The organism is Streptomyces sp. BBFR25, assembly GCF_044590125.1.
Classification (GTDB): Bacteria; Actinomycetota; Actinomycetes; order Streptomycetales; family Streptomycetaceae; genus Streptomyces; species Streptomyces canus_D.
Genome location: NZ_CP172447.1, coordinates 1,033,290 through 1,050,961, shown reverse-complemented (window position 1 = coordinate 1,050,961; position 17,672 = coordinate 1,033,290). Strand labels below are relative to the sequence as shown.

General features: G+C 71.9%; 14 protein-coding genes and 1 pseudogene. 4 read left to right on the top strand and 11 right to left on the bottom strand.

Annotation, left to right across the window (positions count from 1 at the left end):
* Position 1 precedes the first annotated feature (1 nt).
* From ACGH52_RS04575 to ACGH52_RS04550, 6 genes and pseudogenes are all read right to left on the bottom strand, one after another.
* Positions 2 to 1,093, bottom strand: coding sequence for a glutamate--cysteine ligase (locus ACGH52_RS04575; RefSeq protein WP_076972960.1), 1,092 nt, complete (start codon positions 1,091 to 1,093; stop codon positions 2 to 4).
* 72 nt (positions 1,094 to 1,165) lie between these two features.
* Positions 1,166 to 3,391 (bottom strand): 1,4-alpha-glucan branching protein GlgB, encoded by a 2,226-nt coding sequence (gene glgB / locus ACGH52_RS04570; RefSeq protein ID WP_210975511.1) that lies wholly within the window; start codon positions 3,389 to 3,391, stop codon positions 1,166 to 1,168.
* Positions 3,392 to 3,394: 3 nt separating this feature from the next.
* Positions 3,395 to 4,756: a hypothetical protein gene (locus ACGH52_RS04565; RefSeq protein WP_059297230.1), complete on the bottom strand. Its 1,362-nt coding sequence runs from the start codon at positions 4,754 to 4,756 to the stop codon at positions 3,395 to 3,397.
* Between the two features lie 28 nt (positions 4,757 to 4,784).
* Positions 4,785 to 6,503: a maltose alpha-D-glucosyltransferase gene (treS, locus tag ACGH52_RS04560; protein WP_123621267.1), complete on the bottom strand. Its 1,719-nt coding sequence runs from the start codon at positions 6,501 to 6,503 to the stop codon at positions 4,785 to 4,787.
* Positions 6,500 to 8,499: pseudogene (locus tag ACGH52_RS04555) on the bottom strand (alpha-1,4-glucan--maltose-1-phosphate maltosyltransferase). Before ACGH52_RS04555 ends, treS begins: the two are co-directional and overlap by 4 nt.
* 68 nt (positions 8,500 to 8,567) lie before the next feature.
* Positions 8,568 to 8,840 (bottom strand): DUF5133 domain-containing protein, encoded by a 273-nt coding sequence (locus tag ACGH52_RS04550; RefSeq protein WP_059302912.1) that lies wholly within the window; start codon positions 8,838 to 8,840, stop codon positions 8,568 to 8,570.
* 279 nt (positions 8,841 to 9,119) lie between these two features.
* Between ACGH52_RS04550 and ACGH52_RS04545 the strand changes: the two genes are divergently transcribed.
* Positions 9,120 to 9,635 carry a hypothetical protein gene (locus tag ACGH52_RS04545; protein ID WP_059302913.1) on the top strand — a complete coding sequence of 172 codons (516 nt, stop codon included), beginning with the start codon at positions 9,120 to 9,122 and terminating at the stop codon, positions 9,633 to 9,635.
* On the top strand, positions 9,632 to 11,779 hold the full coding sequence (glgX, locus tag ACGH52_RS04540; protein ID WP_399937758.1) for a glycogen debranching protein GlgX: 2,148 nt from the start codon (positions 9,632 to 9,634) through the stop codon (positions 11,777 to 11,779). Before ACGH52_RS04545 ends, glgX begins: the two co-directional genes overlap by 4 nt.
* 13 nt (positions 11,780 to 11,792) lie before the next feature.
* On the opposite strand, the gene ACGH52_RS04535 is transcribed toward glgX, so the two are convergent.
* Complete coding sequence (locus ACGH52_RS04535; protein ID WP_171987521.1) at positions 11,793 to 12,593, bottom strand: VOC family protein; 801 nt, start codon at positions 12,591 to 12,593, stop codon at positions 11,793 to 11,795.
* A 176-nt stretch (positions 12,594 to 12,769) separates the two neighbouring features.
* Between ACGH52_RS04535 and ACGH52_RS04530 the strand changes: the two genes are divergently transcribed.
* Positions 12,770 to 13,111 carry an ANTAR domain-containing protein gene (locus ACGH52_RS04530; RefSeq protein ID WP_107487898.1) on the top strand — a complete coding sequence of 114 codons (342 nt, stop codon included), beginning with the start codon at positions 12,770 to 12,772 and terminating at the stop codon, positions 13,109 to 13,111.
* On the opposite strand, the gene ACGH52_RS04525 is transcribed toward ACGH52_RS04530, so the two are convergent.
* On the bottom strand, positions 13,059 to 13,850 hold the full coding sequence (locus ACGH52_RS04525) for a SigB/SigF/SigG family RNA polymerase sigma factor (RefSeq protein WP_059302917.1): 792 nt from the start codon (positions 13,848 to 13,850) through the stop codon (positions 13,059 to 13,061). The two genes, ACGH52_RS04530 and ACGH52_RS04525, sit on opposite strands and share 53 nt — an antisense overlap.
* 302 nt (positions 13,851 to 14,152) lie before the next feature.
* Here ACGH52_RS04525 and ACGH52_RS04520 point away from each other — a divergent pair, with 302 nt between their 5' ends.
* A complete protein-coding gene (locus ACGH52_RS04520) occupies positions 14,153 to 14,677 on the top strand; it encodes a hypothetical protein (protein ID WP_076977595.1) in 525 nt (174 codons plus the stop codon).
* A 57-nt stretch (positions 14,678 to 14,734) separates the two neighbouring features.
* On the opposite strand, the gene hemC is transcribed toward ACGH52_RS04520, so the two are convergent.
* The 3 genes from hemC to ACGH52_RS04505 form a co-directional block, all read right to left on the bottom strand.
* A complete protein-coding gene (hemC, locus tag ACGH52_RS04515) occupies positions 14,735 to 15,670 on the bottom strand; it encodes a hydroxymethylbilane synthase (protein WP_121703545.1) in 936 nt (311 codons plus the stop codon).
* A gap of 73 nt (positions 15,671 to 15,743) precedes the next feature.
* On the bottom strand, positions 15,744 to 16,520 hold the full coding sequence (locus ACGH52_RS04510; protein WP_076977597.1) for an NPP1 family protein: 777 nt from the start codon (positions 16,518 to 16,520) through the stop codon (positions 15,744 to 15,746).
* A gap of 141 nt (positions 16,521 to 16,661) precedes the next feature.
* Positions 16,662 to 17,642 (bottom strand): ATP-dependent DNA ligase, encoded by a 981-nt coding sequence (locus ACGH52_RS04505; RefSeq protein ID WP_399937751.1) that lies wholly within the window; start codon positions 17,640 to 17,642, stop codon positions 16,662 to 16,664.
* Between the last annotated feature and the right edge of the window lie 30 nt (positions 17,643 to 17,672).

Sequence of the window (17,672 nt, the reverse complement as noted above, 5' to 3'; positions counted from 1 at the left end):
CTCAAGCCGCCTGGGTACGGCGCACGCACGCGGCGACGACCTCCCGCAGGCTGCCCGTGCGCTCCAGCAGCTCGCGCTGCACCCGGGCGCCGTTGCCGTGCCGCAGCAGCGCGTCGACACCCTCGCGCACCCGGTCCAGGTCGCCCGCGGCCGCGAGGGCCTGACCGGTGTGCTCGAGCAGGGCCCGGACGACCGTCTCGGCCGGCATCCGCCGCATCGTCGCCGGGTGCAGCAACTCCTCCGTCAGCCCGGACCGGGCGGCCCGCCAGGCCGCGAGACGGAGCAGGCTCACACTGTGCCCCGCCGGTTCCGTGCCCCGGCGCCACTCCTCGGCGGCCGTGTCGACCAGCGCGCGGGCGAGTGCGGCGAGGACGACGGCCGTCGAGGCGTCCAGGCAGACGTCCGCGACCCGGAACTCGACCGTCGGATAGCGCGGGGAGAGCCGGACGTCGAAGTAGACCATCCCGTCGTCGAGGATCGTCCCGGTGGCCAGCATGTCCGCGACCCGGCGGTGGTAGCGCTCCGCCGAGCCGAACAGCTCGGTGGGCCCGGTCGACGGCCAGCGCTGCCAGACCCGGCTGCGGTAGCTGCTGTAGGAGGAGTCCTGTCCCTGCCAGAACGGCGAGTTCGCGCTCAGCGCGGTCAGCACCGGCAGCCAGGGCCGCACCCGGTCGATCACCGCGACGCCCTCCTCGTCGGAGCCGACCGACACGTGCACGTGGCAGCCCAGGACCAGCTGCTCCTGCACCACGACGCCGTACTGCTCGGCCATCCACTCGTAGCGCCGGTTCACGCCGATGGAGGGCGTCACCGGCAGCGGTGAGGTGGCGAGCGCGGCCACGGCGCACCCGATCCCCCCGGCATGCCGTCCGGCCTCCTCACGGCAGCGGACGATCTCCGCGTGCAACTGCTCCATGTCCGCCTGCGGATGCGTGGCGAACTCCAGCATCTGCTCGTGCAGCTCCTTCTCGAACACGTCCTGCCCGGAGTCGTCCAGGAAGGCGCGGGCGAGCACCGCGGCGGACAGCGCCCGCGGCTCACCGGTCGCGGGATCGACCAGGAGGAGTTCCTCCTCCACTCCGACGGTGCGCACGTGGTGCCGCCTTTCTGTGGGCCGGTGCCACCGACCGACTGCCCCGGACAGCCGGTCGGACACCTGGTCGGCTCACCGGGCGTACGGCACCAGCCACACCGTCGCCAGCGGAGGCAGCGTGATCCGGATACTCCCGTCCTCCGGCTTCACCGGCTCAGGGTTGGCCACACCGCTGCCGCCGTACTCCTCGGCGTCGGTGTTGAGCACCTCCTGCCACGCATCGGCCTCGTCGCCGACGGCGAGCGCGTACGCGTCGCGCACCACCGGCGAGAAGTTCGACACCGCCAGCAGCGGGGCGCCGTCCGCGCCGTACCGCAGGAACGCGAAGACGTTGTCCTCGGCCGCGTCCACCGAGACCCACCGGAAACCGGCCGGGTCGGTGTCGCGCTGCCACAGGGCCGGCGTCCGCCCGTAGCGGGTGTTCAGCTCGCGGACCAGGTCCTGGATCCCGCGGTGGTCGGACGCCGAGTGGTACCCCTCGTCCAGCAGCCACCACTCCGGGCCCTGCTTCTCCGACCACTCCGCGCCCTGTGCGAACTCCTGGCCCATGAACAGCAGCTGCTTGCCGGGGTGGGCCCACATGAAGCCCAGGTAGGCGCGCACGTTGGCCCGCCGCTGCCACCAGTCGCCCGGCATCTTCGACACCAGCGCCTGCTTGCCGTGCACCACCTCGTCGTGCGAGATCGGCAGCACGTAGTTCTCGCTGTAGGCGTACACCATCGAGAACGTCATCTCGTGGTGGTGGTACTTGCGGTGCACCGGCTCGTGCGCGACGTACTCCAGCGAGTCGTGCATCCAGCCCATGTTCCACTTCAGGCCGAAACCGAGCCCGCCGGTGTCGGTCGGCCGGGTCACCCCGCCCCACGCGGTCGACTCCTCGGCGATGGTGACCACGCCGGGGCAGCGCCGGTAGACGGTCGCGTTCATCTCCTGGAGGAAGGCCATGGCCGCCAGGTCCTCGCGGCCGCCGTACTGGTTCGGCTCCCACTGGCCGGAGTCGCGCGAGTAGTCCAGGTACAGCATCGAGGCGACGGCGTCCACGCGCAGCCCGTCGATGTGGAACTCCTCGCACCAGTACACGGCGTTGGCCACGAGGAAGTTGCGCACCTCGGTCCGCGCGAAGTCGAAGGTGTACGTGCCCCAGTCCGGGTGGGTCGCGCGCCGGTCGTCCCCGGGCTCGTACAGCGGGTCGCCGTCGAAGCGGCCCAGCGCCCAGTCGTCCTTCGGGAAGTGCGCCGGCACCCAGTCCATGATCACGCCGATCCCGGCCCGGTGCAGCGCGTCCACCAGGTACCGGAAGTCGTCGGGCGAGCCGAGGCGCGCGGTCGGGGCGTAGAACCCGGTGACCTGGTAGCCCCAGGACGGCCCGTAGGGGTGCTCGGCGACCGGCATCAGCTCGACGTGGGTGAAGCCCATGTCCTTCACGTACGCGGGCAGCTCCTCGGCCAGCTCGCGGTAGGTCAGCCCGGGCCGCCAGGACGGCAGGTGCACCTCGTACACCGAGAACGGCGCCTCGTGCACGGGAGTGTCCGCCCGGGTCCGCATCCACTGCGCGTCGCTCCACTCGTAGCGCGAGGCGGTCACCACGGACGCGGTGTTCGGCGGCTCCTCGGCCGCGCGGGCCATCGGGTCGGCCTTGAGGAACCGGTGCCCGTACCGGGAGTGGATCTCGAACTTGTACCGGGTGCCCTCGCCGACACCGGGCAGGAACAGCTCCCACACCCCGGACGAACCCAGCGAACGCATCGGGAAGGCGGTGCCGTCCCAGTGGGTGAAGTCGGTGGCGACCCGCACGCCCTGGGCGTTGGGCGCCCACACCGTGAACCGGGTGCCGGTGACCCCCTCGTGCGTCATCGGCTCGGCGCCGAGGGCCTGCCAGAGCTGCTCGTGCCGGCCCTCGCCGATCAGGTGCAGGTCCAGCTCGCCGAGGGCGGGCAGGAAGCGGTACGGGTCGTGCGTCTGCTGCGGCTCGCCCTGCTCGTACGCCACCGCCAGCGTGTACGCCGGGATCTCGGCGAGCGGCAGCACGCCGGAGAACAGGCCGTCGCCCTCCGACTCGAGGGCGTGGCGCTCGCCGTCCACGACCACACCCACCTCGCGGGCGAAGGGGCGCAGCGCCCGGAAGGCGATGCCGCCGGGCACCGGGTGGGCGCCCAGCAGGGCGTGCGGGTCGTGGTGGGCGCCCGCCAGCAGGCGCCCCCGGTCGTGGGGGTCCAGGGGCGGCGCGGTCGCGCACGCACCGGGTGCGGGCGCGACGGGACCGGACGGCTCGGGGATCGAGGTGTCGCGGAGGGCCACGGGTCAGTCTCCTCTCACGGCGAGTCGTTCGATCGCCGCCATGGGTACGGGAAGCCAGTCGGGGCGGTGCCGGGCCTCGTACAGCACCTCGTACACGGCACGGTCGGTCTCGTAGGCGCGCAGCAGACCGTGCTTCTTGCGGGGGTCCCATCCGGCGCGGGCCGCGTAGCCCGCGCAGAACGCCTCACGGCAGCGGCGCGCCCACTCCGGGCGCCACGGGCGGCGCTGGCGGGCGGCGTAGTCGAAGGAACGCAGCATGCCCGCGATGTCCCGCACGGGGGAGTGGGCGCTGCGCCGCTCGGCCAGCGGCCGGGAGGGTTCGCCCTCGAAGTCGATGACGAACCAGTCCCGGCCGGCCCGCAGCACCTGCCCCAGGTGCAGGTCGCCGTGGATGCGCTGGGCGGGCGGCCCCGAGTCGCAGGTCGACAGCGCCGCGAACGCCGCCCGCAGGCCCGGGACGAAGGGCTGCAGCGCCGGTACGCAGTGCGCCGCCGCGGTCAGCCGCTCGGTCATCGCCGCCGCCGTGCGGCCGTTCTCGCCGGGCGCGCCGACCGGGAAGGCGGAGGCCAGCGCGAGGTGCACGTCGCCCATCGCCTGCCCCAGCTCGTGGGCCTGCACGGTGAACTCGTCCCCGGCGGCGAGCGCGTTCAGGGAGAGGGTCCAGCCGTCGGAGGCGCCGTGCAGGAAGGGCTGGAGCACGCCGAGCGTCGCCTGGTACGGATGGGTGGTACGCATCCACGCCACCGGCGCCGGGACCCGGCCGCAGCCCTGGCGGGCCAGCGCGTCGGGCACCTCCAGGTCCGGGTTGACGCCGGGCTGGACGCGCCGGAAGAGCTTCAGGATGAACTCGTCGCCGTAGATCAGCGAGGAGTTGGACTGCTCGGCGTCCAGCAGCCGCGGCGCGAGACCGCCGGGCACCGGCCGCGCGGGGTCCGCCTCGAAGCGCAGGGGGCCCGCCTTGCCCGGGTGCCGGAGCCGTTCGAGGAGCAGCTGCGCGGTCCGGGGGTCGTGCAGCGCGTCGTAGACCGTCCGACCCGCCAGCGGCCCGTCCTGCACCTGCCCGATGATGGCCCGGCCCAGCCGCGGCGACGGCTGCTCGCGCACGCCGAGCAGCAGCTGGTAGCAGTCCCCGGCCGACGGGGCGCCGCCCGGGAAGGGCGCGGAGCCCTGTCCGGTGTGCACCAGGAGGTGCAGGCAGCCCGGGAACAGCTCGGTCATCGACAGCAGGCCCAGCTCGGCCACGGGCCGGTCCTTGCCCGCGAACCAGCGCTGGCGCGGCAGCCACTGGCGCAGCAACTCGCCGAGCGACGCCATCGGCTCGGCGAGCTGCCCGCGTCTCGTGCGCAGGGGTGCGGTCTTCGGCATGGTGACGCGTCCTTTCCTCGGCCCACGCTCAAGCGCGGCGGCCGATGCGGGATGCGACTCGGGTGAGCCGGAACCAGTAGAAGCCGTGGCCCCCGAGGGTCAGCAGGTACGGCAGTTCGCCGATGGCGGGGAAGCGGACCCCGCCGAACAGCTCGACCGGATGGCGTCCGGCGAACTCGCGCAGGTCCAGTTCGGTGGGCTGGGCGAACCGCGCGAAGTTGTTCACGCACAGCACCAGGTCGTCCTCGTACTCCCGCAGGAAGGCCAGGACCGCGGGGTTGGAGGAGGGCAGCTCGGTGTAGGTGCCGAGGCCGAAGGCGGGGTTCTGCTTGCGGATCTCGATCATGCGACGGGTCCAGTGCAGCAGGGACGAGGGCGAGGCCATGGACGCCTCGACGTTCGTCACCTGGTAGCCGTAGACCGGGTCCATGATCGTGGGCAGGTAGAGGCGCCCCGGGTCGCAGGTCGAGAACCCGGCGTTGCGGTCCGGGGTCCACTGCATCGGGGTGCGGACGGCGTCGCGGTCGCCGAGCCAGATGTTGTCGCCCATGCCGATCTCGTCGCCGTAGTAGAGGATCGGCGAGCCCGGGAGCGCCAGCAGCAGCGCGGTGAACAGCTCGATCTGGTCGCGGTCGTTGTCCAGCAGGGTGGCGAGCCTGCGGCGGATGCCGATGTTGGCGCGCATCCGCGGGTCCTTGGCGTACTCCGCGTACATGTAGTCGCGCTCTTCGTCGGTGACCATTTCCAGGGTCAGCTCGTCGTGGTTGCGCAGGAAGATGCCCCACTGGCAGCCGGACGGGATGGCCGGGGTCTTGGCGAGGATTTCCGAGACGGGGTAGCGGGACTCGCGGCGCACGGCCATGAAGATGCGGGGCATGACCGGGAAGTGGAAGGCCATGTGGCACTCGTCGCCGCCGGTGGCGTAGTCGCCGAAGTAGTCGACGACGTCCTCCGGCCACTGGTTGGCCTCCGCCAGCAGCACGGTGTCCGGGTACTGGGCGTCGATCTCGCGGCGCACCCGCTTCAGGAACGCGTGAGAGGCGGGCAGGTTCTCGCAGTTGGTGCCCTCTTCGGCGTACAGGTAGGGCACGGCGTCGAGGCGGTAGCCGTCGACCCCCAGGTCCAGCCAGAACTTCAGGGCGGCCAGCATCTCCTCCTGCACGGCCGGGTTCTCGTAGTTGAGGTCCGGCTGGTGGGAGAAGAACCGGTGCCAGTAGTACTGGCCGCGGACGGGGTCGTAGGTCCAGTTGGACGCCTCGGTGTCCACGAAGATGATGCGGGCGTCGGCGTAGCGGGTGTCGTCGTCGGCCCAGACGTAGTAGTCGCCGTAGGGGCCGTCGGGGTTCTTGCGGGACTCCTGGAACCACGGGTGCTGGTCGCTGGTGTGGTTCATGACGAAGTCGATGATCACGCGCATGCCGCGCTGGTGGGCCGCGTCGATGAACTCGACGAAGTCGGCCAGGTCGCCGAACTCGGGCAGGACGGCGGTGTAGTCGGAGACGTCGTAGCCGCCGTCGCGCAGGGGTGACTTGAAGAAGGGCGGGAGCCAGAGGCAGTCCACGCCGAGCCATTGCAGGTAGTCCAGTTTGGCGGTGAGGCCCTTGAGGTCGCCGACGCCGTCGCCGTTGCTGTCCTGGAAGGAGCGGACGAGGACCTCGTAGAAGACGGCTCGTTTGAACCAGTCCGGGTCGCGGTCCTTGGCGGGGGTGTCCTCGAACTTGTCCGGCACGGGCTCGTTCACGGTCATGAGGCTGCGGACCCTTCGTTCCGGGGCGCGGCGGCGGAGGGCCGGCGGAGGTGGAAGACGTGGGCGGGGGCCCGGCCGGGCTCCAGCCGCACGTAGTTCGTGCGGCCCCAGTGGTAGGTCTCGTCCGTGAGTTCGTCGTGGACCGGCACGGACTCGTGCCAGTCCAGGCCGAGCTGCGGCATGTCGAGCGAGATCGTGGCCTCCTGGGTGCGATGCGGATCGAGGTTGGCGACCACCAGGACGACGTCCGACCCGGCGCGCTTGCTGTACGCGATGAGCGCGTCGTTGTCGGTGTGGTGGAAGTGGAGGTTCCGCAGCCGGTGCAGTGCGGGGTGGGCCCGCCGGATGGTGTTGAGGCGGGTGATGAGGGGGGCGATGGTGGTGCCCTCGCGGTCGGCGCGGGTCCAGTCGCGGGGTTTGAGCTGGTACTTCTCGCTGTCGAGGTATTCCTCGCTGCCTTCGCGCAGGGGGGTGTTCTCGCAGAGTTCGTAGCCGCTGTAGATGCCCCAGGTGGGGGAGAGGGTGGCGGCGAGGACGGCGCGGACCTCGAAGGCGGGGCGGCCGCCGTGCTGGAGGTAGGCGTGCAGGATGTCGGGGGTGTTGGTGAAGAGGTTGGGCCGCATGTAGGCGGCGGCGTCCCTCGACAGTTCGGTGAGGTACTCGGTGAGTTCCTGTTTGGTGTTGCGCCAGGTGAAGTAGGTGTAGGACTGCTGGAAGCCGATCTGGGCGAGGGTCGCCATCATGGCGGGGCGGGTGAAGGCCTCGGCGAGGAAGATGACGTCGGGGTCGGCGTGGTTGATCTCGGCGATGACGCGTTCCCAGAAGGCGACGGGTTTGGTGTGGGGGTTGTCGACGCGGAAGATCCGGACGCCGTGGTCCATCCAGAAGCGCAGGATGCGCACGGTTTCGGTGACGAGGCCGTCGGGGTCGGCGTCGAAGGCGATGGGGTAGATGTCCTGGTACTTCTTGGGCGGGTTCTCGGCGTGGGCGATGGTGCCGTCGGGGCGGTGGTGGAACCAGTCGGGGTGTTTGTGGACCCAGGGGTGGTCGGGGGAGCACTGGAGGGCGAAGTCGAGGGCGGTTTCCAGGCCCAGGTTTGCGGCTTCCCGTACGAAGTGGTCGAAGTCGTCGAGGTTGCCCAGGGCGGGGTGGATGCTGTCGTGGCCGCCTTCGGGGGAGCCGATGGCCCAGGGGACGCCGACGTCGTCGGGGGCGGCGGTGAGGGTGTTGTTGCGGCCTTTGCGGTGGGTGGTGCCGATGGGGTGGACGGGGGGAGGTAGACGACGTCGAAGCCCATGGCGGCGATGGCGGGCAGGCGTCGGGCGGCGGTGCGGAAGGTGCCGTGGGGCTGGGCGGGGGTGCCCTCGGAGCGGGGGAAGAACTCGTACCAGGCGCCGTAGAGGGCGCGTTCGCGCTCCACGAGCAGGGGCAGCGGGTCGGAGGAGGTGACCAGGTCCCGCAGGGGGTGGCGGGCGAGCACGGCGTCCACCCGCGGCGTCAACGCCGCCGCCAGCCGGGTGGCCACGGGCAGCGTGTCGTCGAGCAGTGTCTTGGCCGCGTCCAGCACCACCGCCCGCCCGGCTTCCTTCGGTACCCCCGCGGCGGCCCGCCGGTACAGCTCGGCCCCCTCCTCGAGCACGAGGCCGGCGTCGATGCCGGCCGGGACCTTGATCCGCGCGGTGTGCCGCCAGGTGGCTACGGGGTCGCTCCACGCCTCCACCCGGTACGTCCAGTCGCCCGGTGCGTCCGGGGTGACCTCGGCACCCCAGCGGTCGCTGCCCGGGGCCAGCTCCCGCATCGGCGTCCAGGGGCCCGGCCGGCCCTCGGGGTCCTTGAGCACGACGTTGGCGGCCACCGCGTCGTGCCCCTCCCGGAACACGGTGGCGGTGACCTCGAACGTCTCTCCCGTCACCGCCTTCGCCGGACGCCTGCCGTGATCCACCACCGGCTGGACGTCCCGGACCGGGATACGTCCGATCCCCACGGTCGCGCTCATCCGCATCTCACCTCCGCCGTGCTAAGGGGCCGGGCGCGGGCCCGGCCGATTGGGTTGGGCCGATCGGGTCAGGCCGCGCCCGAGGGGGCCTTGTGCCCCGACGGGGCGAGCCGCTCCGGCTGCTCCTGCGCATGGGTGACCAGGTTCGTCCGCAGATACCTTTCGGCGGCGTCCGCGGCCTCGCGTGCGCACCGCTTCCCCATCAGCACGCAGAGGGTGTAGCCGGAGTCCTCGAAGGTGGTCCGGACGGTGACGTCCGTGGGGGACGCCAGCATCGAGCGTTCCCAGGCGCGGTAATGCCGCAGCTGCCGGGCGACTTCGCTCTTCGCGGGGAGCAGCATGGCCGGTCACCTTCCGGACGGTCCGGTGATACGGACGATCGAGTTCTTCACACATGGTGCACGGGCGGTGACGCCCCGTCTTGTTGGATCTTCAACTGCTTGCCGCCACCCGCTCCGCCCCGGATTCCGGGCCCACGGGCCGCTCGTGTTGCACGAATGGGCTACCGCTCCCACTCTGGAGTGACTCAGAAGCGATCAGCGCTCACGCTTCGTGATCGGGGAGCCCGTCCCCCAAGGGACGAGGAGGAGCGAGAGCCTTCGCGGTGAGGAGCCACGACGATGAAGACCGCAGTGCCCTGCTACTACCACCTCGACGTGGAAGTGAGCCCGGAACGGGTCGGACAGGTCAGGCGCATCCTGGCCGCTCACCTCCGGTTCTGGAACCTGGACAACCTCGTCGAACCCGTCTGCTCGGGCGCCGAGATGCTGCTCCGGGCGATCGACGAACACGCCAGCGACAAGAACACGTCGATCGAGATGTGGTGGAACCGCCAGCACCTCATCACGGCCGTGGGGGGCAACGACCAGGCTCTCCGGGTCGACCAGGACCTGCGCACCTGTCTGCAGCACCTCGCCGCCAACAGCGACGGCTGGGGCTGCTGCGCCACCGACACCGGGGCGAAGGTCATCTGGTTCTCGCGCCGCGCCCGCGCCGGCGAACGCGTCCCGCTGGTCGAGCGGGCGCCCGAGCCGATCACCCAGGAGGGGCTGGAAGTGCCGCGAGAGATCATGCCGGTGGCCCGGGTGGCCGGACGGGCACGTACACGCGAAGGCGTTCTGGAGGAGGCCCGGTGACCCGCGCCAGGCCGAGCTGGAAGGGGTCGCCCGTGTGGAGCGGGCACCCCTACCCCCTGGGGGCCGCGTACGACGGACAGGGCACGAACTTCGCCCTGTTCAGCGAGGTCGCCGAGCGGGTCGACCTCGTCCTCGTCGACGACGACGGCAACCACAGCAGCATCCCGCTGCCCGACGTGGACGGCTTCGTCTGGCACTGCTACCTGCCGGGCGTCGGTCCGGGGCAGCGCTACGGCTACCGGGTCCACGGCCCGTGGGCCCCGGCCGTCGGCCACCGCTGCAACCCGGCGAAGCTGCTCCTGGACCCCTACACCCGCGCCGTGGACGGGCTGGTGGACAACCACGCCTCCCTCTTCGAGCGGGCCAGGGGCAAGGCCGATCCGGGCGACAGCGCCGGGCACACCATGCTCGGCGTGGTCACCGACCCCTTCTTCGACTGGGGCGACGACCGCCCGCCCCGGCGCCCGTACTCGGAGAGCGTCATCTACGAGGCCCACGTCCGCGGCCTCAGCCGCACCCACCCCGACGTGCCCGAGGAACTGCGCGGCACCTACGCGGGCCTCGCGCACCCGGCGGTGGTGGAACACCTGACCTCCCTCGGCGTGACCGCCGTGGAGCTGATGCCGGTGCACCAGTTCGTGCACGACGGAGTGCTCCAGGACCGGGGCCTCGCCAACTACTGGGGCTACAACACCATCGGCTTCTTCGCGCCGCACAACGGCTACGCCGCCCTCGGCACCCGGGGCCAGCAGGTCACCGAGTTCAAGTCGATGGTCAAGACCCTGCACGAGGCCGGCCTCGAAGTGATCCTCGACGTCGTCTACAACCACACCGCCGAGGGCAACGAGAAGGGCCCCACCCTCTCCTTCCGCGGCATCGACAACGCCTCCTACTACCGCCTGGTGGACGGCGACTGGCAGCACTACTACGACACCACCGGCACCGGCAACAGCCTGCTGATGCGCCACCCCTACGTGCTCCAGCTCATCATGGACTCGCTGCGGTACTGGGTCACCGAGATGCACGTCGACGGCTTCCGCTTCGACCTCGCGGCCACCCTGGCCCGGCAGTTCCACGAGGTGGACCGGCTGTCCGCGTTCTTCGACCTCATCCAGCAGGACCCCGTGATCAGCCGCGTCAAGCTGATCGCCGAGCCCTGGGACGTCGGCGAGGGCGGCTACCAGGTGGGCAACTTCCCGCAGCTGTGGTCGGAGTGGAACGGCAAGTACCGCGACGCCGTACGGGACTTCTGGCGCGCCGGGGAGCACACGCTCGGCGAGTTCGCCTCCCGACTGACCGGCTCCTCCGACCTGTACCAGCACAGCCGCCGCCGTCCCCGCGCCAGCGTCAACTTCGTCACCGCCCACGACGGGTTCACGCTGCGCGACCTCGTCTCGTACAACGACAAGCACAACGAGGCCAACGGCGAGGACAACCGGGACGGCGAGAGCCACAACCGCTCCTGGAACTGCGGCGTCGAGGGCGAGACCAGGGACCCGGCCGTCCGGGAGCTGCGCGGCCGCCAGCAGCGCAACTTCCTGGCCACGCTCCTGCTCTCGCAGGGCATCCCGATGATCTGCCACGGCGACGAACTCGGCCGCACCCAGCGCGGCAACAACAACGCCTACTGCCAGGACAACGAGATCTCCTGGGTCGACTGGCGGCTGAACGAGGAACAGCGCGCGCTGCTGGACTTCACCCGGCGCCTGATCGCGCTGCGGGCGGACCACCCGGTGCTGCGCCGCCGCCGCTACTTCCGCGGCGAGACCGTCACCCACGCCGGTCAGCCGCTGCCCGACCTGGTGTGGCTGCGTCCGGACGCGCGGGAGATGACCGACGACGACTGGCGGCGCTCCGACGCGCACACCGTCGGCGTCTTCCTCAACGGCGACGCCATCGCGGAACCCGACCCGTGCGGCCGGAGGGTCACGGACGACTCGTTCCTGCTGCTGCTCAACAGCCACTGGGAGCCGGGCGGTTTCCGGCTGCCCGACGCCACCTACGGCGAGCGGTGGACGACCTTGATCGACACCGCCGACCCGGAGGGCACCCCCGACGAGGCGGAGCACAAGGCGGGCACCGTGGTGAGCGTCGAGCAGCGCAGTTTGGTGCTGCTCTCCCGGCCGTCCCGCACCGGCCGGTGAGCGGCTCGTGAGGTCAGCTGCCGAGACGGCGCGCGGTCACCGTGAACTGCGCGCCGTCGGCGTCCCGGAGCACCGCCTCGTCCGCGTCCAGGGAGAGCACGCTGCCGCCGTGCCGTTCCGCGGTGCGGGCGCAGGCCGTGACGTCCTCGACGGCGAAGTGGACCTGCCAGTGCGGGCGGACGGCCGGGTCGGGAGCCGCTCCCAGCGCCCCCGACTCGATGCGGGCCACGACCTCGCCCTCGTGGCGCAGGACCACCTCGTCACCCTCGTACCGGACCTCGCAGCCCTGCCCCGACGCCCACTCGAAGATCTCGCCGTAGAAGATCGCGGCGTCGAAGGCGTCGCGGGTGTGCAGCCGGATGAAGGCGGGACGCTTGGTGCGCCAGGTGTCCCAGTCCGAGAACAGTTCGCCCTCCCAGATCCCGAAGGTCGCGCCGTCCCGGTCGGCGAGCAGGGCCGCCCGTCCCGGCGGCAGGGAGATCGGCCCGACCGCGGCGGTGCCGCCGCGCTCCTGCGCCCGCGACACGGCCTCGTCCGCGCTGCGCACGGCGAAGTACGGCGTCCAGGCCACCGCCATCTGCCACATCGCGGCGACGGCGGCGATCCCGGCCACCGGCACCCCGTCGGCCAGGGCGATCCGGAAGGGCTCGCCCAGCCGGACGGGCCGCCACCGCCAGCCCAGCACGGCGGAGTAGAACTCCTCGGTGGCCTGGAGATCACGGCTGGTGAGGCTCACCCAGCAGGGCGCTCCGTACACGGAGTGCGTGGACAGGAGGCCTTCCCCGCGGGTGGAGGAGGTCGTGTCGTGGTTCATGGCAGTCGTGTCCTGGTCTCGTCCACCGGCAGCCACCGGCTCCACACCAGTGTCCGGCCGGGAGTGCGGCGGGCGCCTGGCGAGTACCCCGCACATGGCGCCGAAACGGTGGCGCACCCGCCCCGGACGGCCCAGTGGCGCGACAGCGCACCGCTGCCGAGGACGGAGACCCGGAGGTGACCGTGCCCCCCACCGACGTGGACCAGATCTTCCGGCTGCAGGAGCAGGTCCGGCAGCTCAAGGAGGCGGTCGTCTCGCACGCCGTCGTCGACCAGGCCATCGGGGTGGTCATCGCCCTCGGCGGGGTGACGCCGGACGAGGGGTGGATCGTCCTGAAGGAAGTTTCCCAGCATACGAACATCAAACTCCGCAATGTGGCGGAAACGATACTCATCTGGGGGCGCACCGGAGTGATGCCGCCGGAGATCCGGACTGCCCTGGAGGACCGTCTGGGGCGGCCCGCGCTCAGCGGGCCTCCGCCAGGATCTCCTCGCGTATCCGGTCGAAACAGCCGGTGAGCAGCCGGGAGACGTGCATCTGGGAGATGCCGAGCTGCTGGGCGATGCGGCTCTGCGTCATTCCTCCGAAGAAGCGCAGGTAGAGGATGGTGCGCTCGCGCTCGGGCAGCGCCTCCAGACAGGGCCGGACGGCCACCCGGTCGACCACCGCGTCGAAGGCGGGGTCGGGGCCGCCCAGCGCGTCACCGAGGGCGTACCCGTCGGTGCCGGGCATCTCCGCCTCCAGCGACAGGGCCGAGAAGCACTCCAGGGCCTCCATGCCGGTGCGCACCTCGACCGTGGTCAGCTGCGCGTGCTCGGCGATCTCCTCGACGGTCGGGGCGCGCCCCGGCGTGGTCTGCGCCAGCTCCTTGGCCGATCTGCGGACCCGGTTGCGCAGATCCTGGATGCGGCGCGGCACGTGCAGCGTCCACATGTGGTCGCGGAAGTGCCGTTTGATCTCGCCGGTCACGGTCGGCACCGCGTACGCCTCGAAGGCGTGGCCGCGTCCGGGGTCGTAGTGGTCGACGGCCTTGACCAGGCCGAGGGCCGCCACCTGATAGAGGTCCTCCAGGTTCTCGCCGCGGCCGCGGAAGCGGACGGCGATCCGCTCGGCCATGGGCAGCCAGACCCGGATCAGTTCGTCCCGCAGCGCCTTGCGCTCCGGTCCCTCGGGCAGCCCGGCGAGCCGGTCGAACGCCGCGGCCGTGTCGGGGGCGTCGTCGTGCGGGTGGGGCTGGGTTCTGCCGGCGACACGCATCACGCGCACCTCCCTCAGCAGGGGTGCTGGCAAGTCCTCGTATATATGGATACTGAGCGCGAATGCCCCGAACGGCCACTCGAACGGCTGCGTGCCGGTGACCGGGCGACCGCCCGGTCGCGGGACGTGATGTGCGGCACGCTCTTGGTGATCGCGCGGACCGGCACCGGCGGATCGTCCCTGCGCAACGCTTGATCACCGATCAAAAGGGACGAAGTCCCTGGCCACAGCGCATTCCGCTCATTTGACAGTGCGCTGAGCGTGCGGATAGGAAGCAGCGTCGAGAGGTCGAGAGGGGCACCGTGTACGAGCCGAACGTGGTCGGGGACTGGCAGGAGTACGACGAGCACGCCGGCCTGCGGGTCCGTGTCCACCGTCTTGAGCCGGCCGAGCCGCCGCGTGGCCGTGACGACGCCGCCGAGGGGCTGACGTACTTCCGGGTCCGGGTGACCGTCGAGAACCGGGGCGGGCGCCACCTCGGCATCCACCTGGAGGACGGACAGGTCGACGTGCGGATCGGGCCCGACGGGGAGAGCGCCTTCCTCGACTGGCGCAACTCCCAGTTCATCGAGGGCTTCGACGTCTACCCGCTGCGCCGGGCCACGGCCGTGCTCTATGCGGCGGGACCGGAGGCGAGCCTGAGCCAGGTGGACGTGCAGGTGCAGCTGAGGGTGGACGAGGAGTGGGCCGAGCGCCGGCTGTGGAGCGGCGCCCTCGGGCTGCCCGACGGCGTCGGCGCCACCCCGTGCGGCGGGGTGCGGGACGAGGGCCTCGCGCACCAGGTGAGCGCGTTCCTGCGGGGCCAGTCGGAGGAGGGCCCGGCCTGATCCGCCGGGCGGCCGCTCCCGGGCCGCGCTGCCGCTCCCCGGGGTGCGACGCCGTCCTCAGTGCGCGATGCCGTCGATGATCTCGCGGGCGCCCTGCCGCAGCAGGGCCACCGCGACCGAGGTGCCCAGGGTCGCCGGGTCGAGCCGGCCGGCCCATTCGTGGGCGTTCAGCCGGACCTTGCCGTCCGGGGTGAACACACAGGCGCGCAGGGAGAGTTCTCCGCTGCGGTCCACATGCGCGTGTCCGGCGATCGGGCTGTTGCAGTGCCCCTGAAGGACGTGCAGGAACATCCGCTCCGCCGTCGCCTCCCGGTGCGTCGCGCGGTGGCCGAGGCCGCTCACCGCGTCGATCAGGCCGCTGTCGCCCTCCCGGCACTGCAGGGCGAGGATGCCCGCGCCGATCGGCGGCATCATCGTCTCGGGGGAGAGGACCTCGCTGATCACGTCGCTCCGGCCGATGCGTTCCAGACCGGAGACGGCGAGCAGCAGCGCGTCCGCCTCGCCCGCGGCGAGTTTCGCCAGCCGCCGGTTGGCGTTGCCGCGGAAGGGCACGCACCGCAGGTGCGGGTGGGTGGCGGCCAGTTGGGCGACCCGGCGCACCGAGGAGGTGCCGACGCGCGTGCCCTCGGGCAGCTCGTCCAGCGTGAGCCCGTCGGGGTGGACCAGTGCGTCCCGCACGTCGTCCCGCTCCAGGAACGCGGCGAACACCGTACCGGCGGGCAGCGGCCGGTCGGCGGGCACGTCCTTGACGCAGTGCACCGCGAGGTCGGCCTCGCCCGACAGCAGGGCGGCGTCGACCTCCTTGGTGAACGCCCCCTTGCCCTCCACCTGCGAAAGATCACCGAGCCACTTGTCGCCGGTGGTCTTCACCGGGACGACCTCGGTGCGCACGCCGGGGTGGAGGGCCGCCAGCTCGGCCCGGACGCGCTCGACCTGAGCCAGCGCCATGGGGGAGTCGCGGGAGACGATACGGATGAGCTCGGGGGCGGACATGTGGCCACGATAGTGCGCGCGGGGGCGTCCGTGGGGCGCGGTTCGCTCGACCGGCCCCACCCTTTCGTTCGCCTCAGGCGTTCGGGTCGAAGGGGATGCCGGACGGCTTGGCGGCGGCCAGGTGGGAGGCGAAACTGCCGTCCTTGAGGCCGAAGGTGGCGCTGCCGAAGTCGTAGGCGCTCAGCTTCTCGCGCAGGCCCGCCGGATAGCCGTTCCAGCCCACGAGGGCCGGGTACTGCCAGCTGCCCTCGTGGTTCTCCGGCGGCTCGTCGCCCGAGGTCGCCGGGCGGAAGCAGTGGGTGCTGATGCCGTCCTTGTGGTAGACGATCTTCGGATGGGTGCCGTCGAAGCGGACGGCCGACCGCTCGTGCACGCTGAACGAGCCGTGGTTGGACGTCGCCACGTACTGCACGGCGCCGTCCTTCACCCACACCACCACGTGCTCCCAGTCGTGCCGGTGGCCGCCGAGGCTCGTGCCGGGCAGCGCCTGGTCCTTCTCGAAGTAGAGGCCGTACAGGTAGGCGCACCAGCCGTTGTCGCACTTGGCGCGCGCATAGCCGTTGGTGTTGTCCAGGTCGGAGGCGTCGCGGCAGTTGCCGTTGAGGGCGCCGGTCGGGTTCAGCCCGCCGTTGACCGCTCCGTCGGCGCCGATGGCCGGGGTGGGGTAGCAGCCGTCGGTGTCGTAGTCGTAGGCGGGCTGGTACGCCCGCTCCAGGCTGTCGGCGTTGCCGGGCAGTCCCGGCGGCGGGGCGGCGAACGCGGTGGCGGGGAAGGCGAGGACGAGGGCGAGGGCACCGAACGGTACGGCGAGCCATCTGGGGCGGGGCGTTGCGGCGGTACGCGACGGCATCGCGTCCTCCTCAGGCTGGGGCAGCCCAACGGCTGTGGGGGGAAGGGGAGTTCAGGTTCCCGTCTTTTCCCTCCCGCGCCAAGGGTGCACAGGCGTCCCTGCGGTGAAGGCCCGGCCAACACCTGATCCGGCGTCACACGCTCACACCAGGTCGTCCGGAATGTCAGCGGCCGACTCCTCGGGCGTCAGGTCCGGGCGGAGCCTGAGCCAGGACGGCTGGCGCAGCATGCCCTCCCGGGTGCGCGTGCTGTAGCGGACCTCGCCGACCAGCCGGGGCACCACCCAGCGCGCCCCCGGCACCCGCGGCACCGGATCGAAGGGGCAGACGTCACTTGCGGCGGCCGCCAGCAGCGCGGCCAGCTCGGCGCGCTCGCCCGCGCTCCAGCCGGTGCCCACCCCGCCGACGTAGCGCAGCCGGCCCGCGGCGCGCTGGCCGACCAGGACGGCGCCGGGCAGGCCGCCGAGCCGTCCCTTGCCGGGCAGCCAGCCGCCGACCACGACGTCCTCGCTGCGCATGTTGCGGATCTTGATCCAGGCCCGGGAGCGGACCCCGGGCTCGTACACCGAGTCCAGCCGCTTGCAGACCAGCCCCTCCAGGCCGTGCTCGCGGGTGGCCCGCAGGGCCTGTTCGCCGTGCCCGACCAGCGCGCCCGGGGTCGACCACGACGGCCCGCTGAGACCGAGGTCCGTCAGCCGCTCCCGGCGGCCGGTGTAGGGCAGGCGCAGCAGGGAGCGTCCGGCCAGGTGGAGGACGTCGAACAGGACCAGGTGGACGGGGACCTTCGCCGCCCGGTGCGCGGCCCGGCCGGGGGCGTGCGCGAGACCCATCCGGGACTGGAGCAACTGGAAGTCGGCACGGCCCCGTTCGTCCAGGGCCAGCACCTCGCCGTCCAGTACGGCACCGGTCGCGCCGAGCGCGGTGGCGAGCGGCGCCAGTTCCGGATAGGCGGCGGTGATGTCCTGGCCGGAGCGGGCGCGCAGCAGGACGCTCCCGTCGCCGGGCAGGTAGACCACCACGCGCTGCCCGTCCTGCTTGGTCTCGTAGGCCCAGCGCGCGTCCTGCCCGGCGGACGGCAGGGCGCCGGGGGTGGCGAGCATCGGGGGGATCAGCGGCAGCTCCACGGGTCAGTACTCGACCCGCCCGGGCGCGGT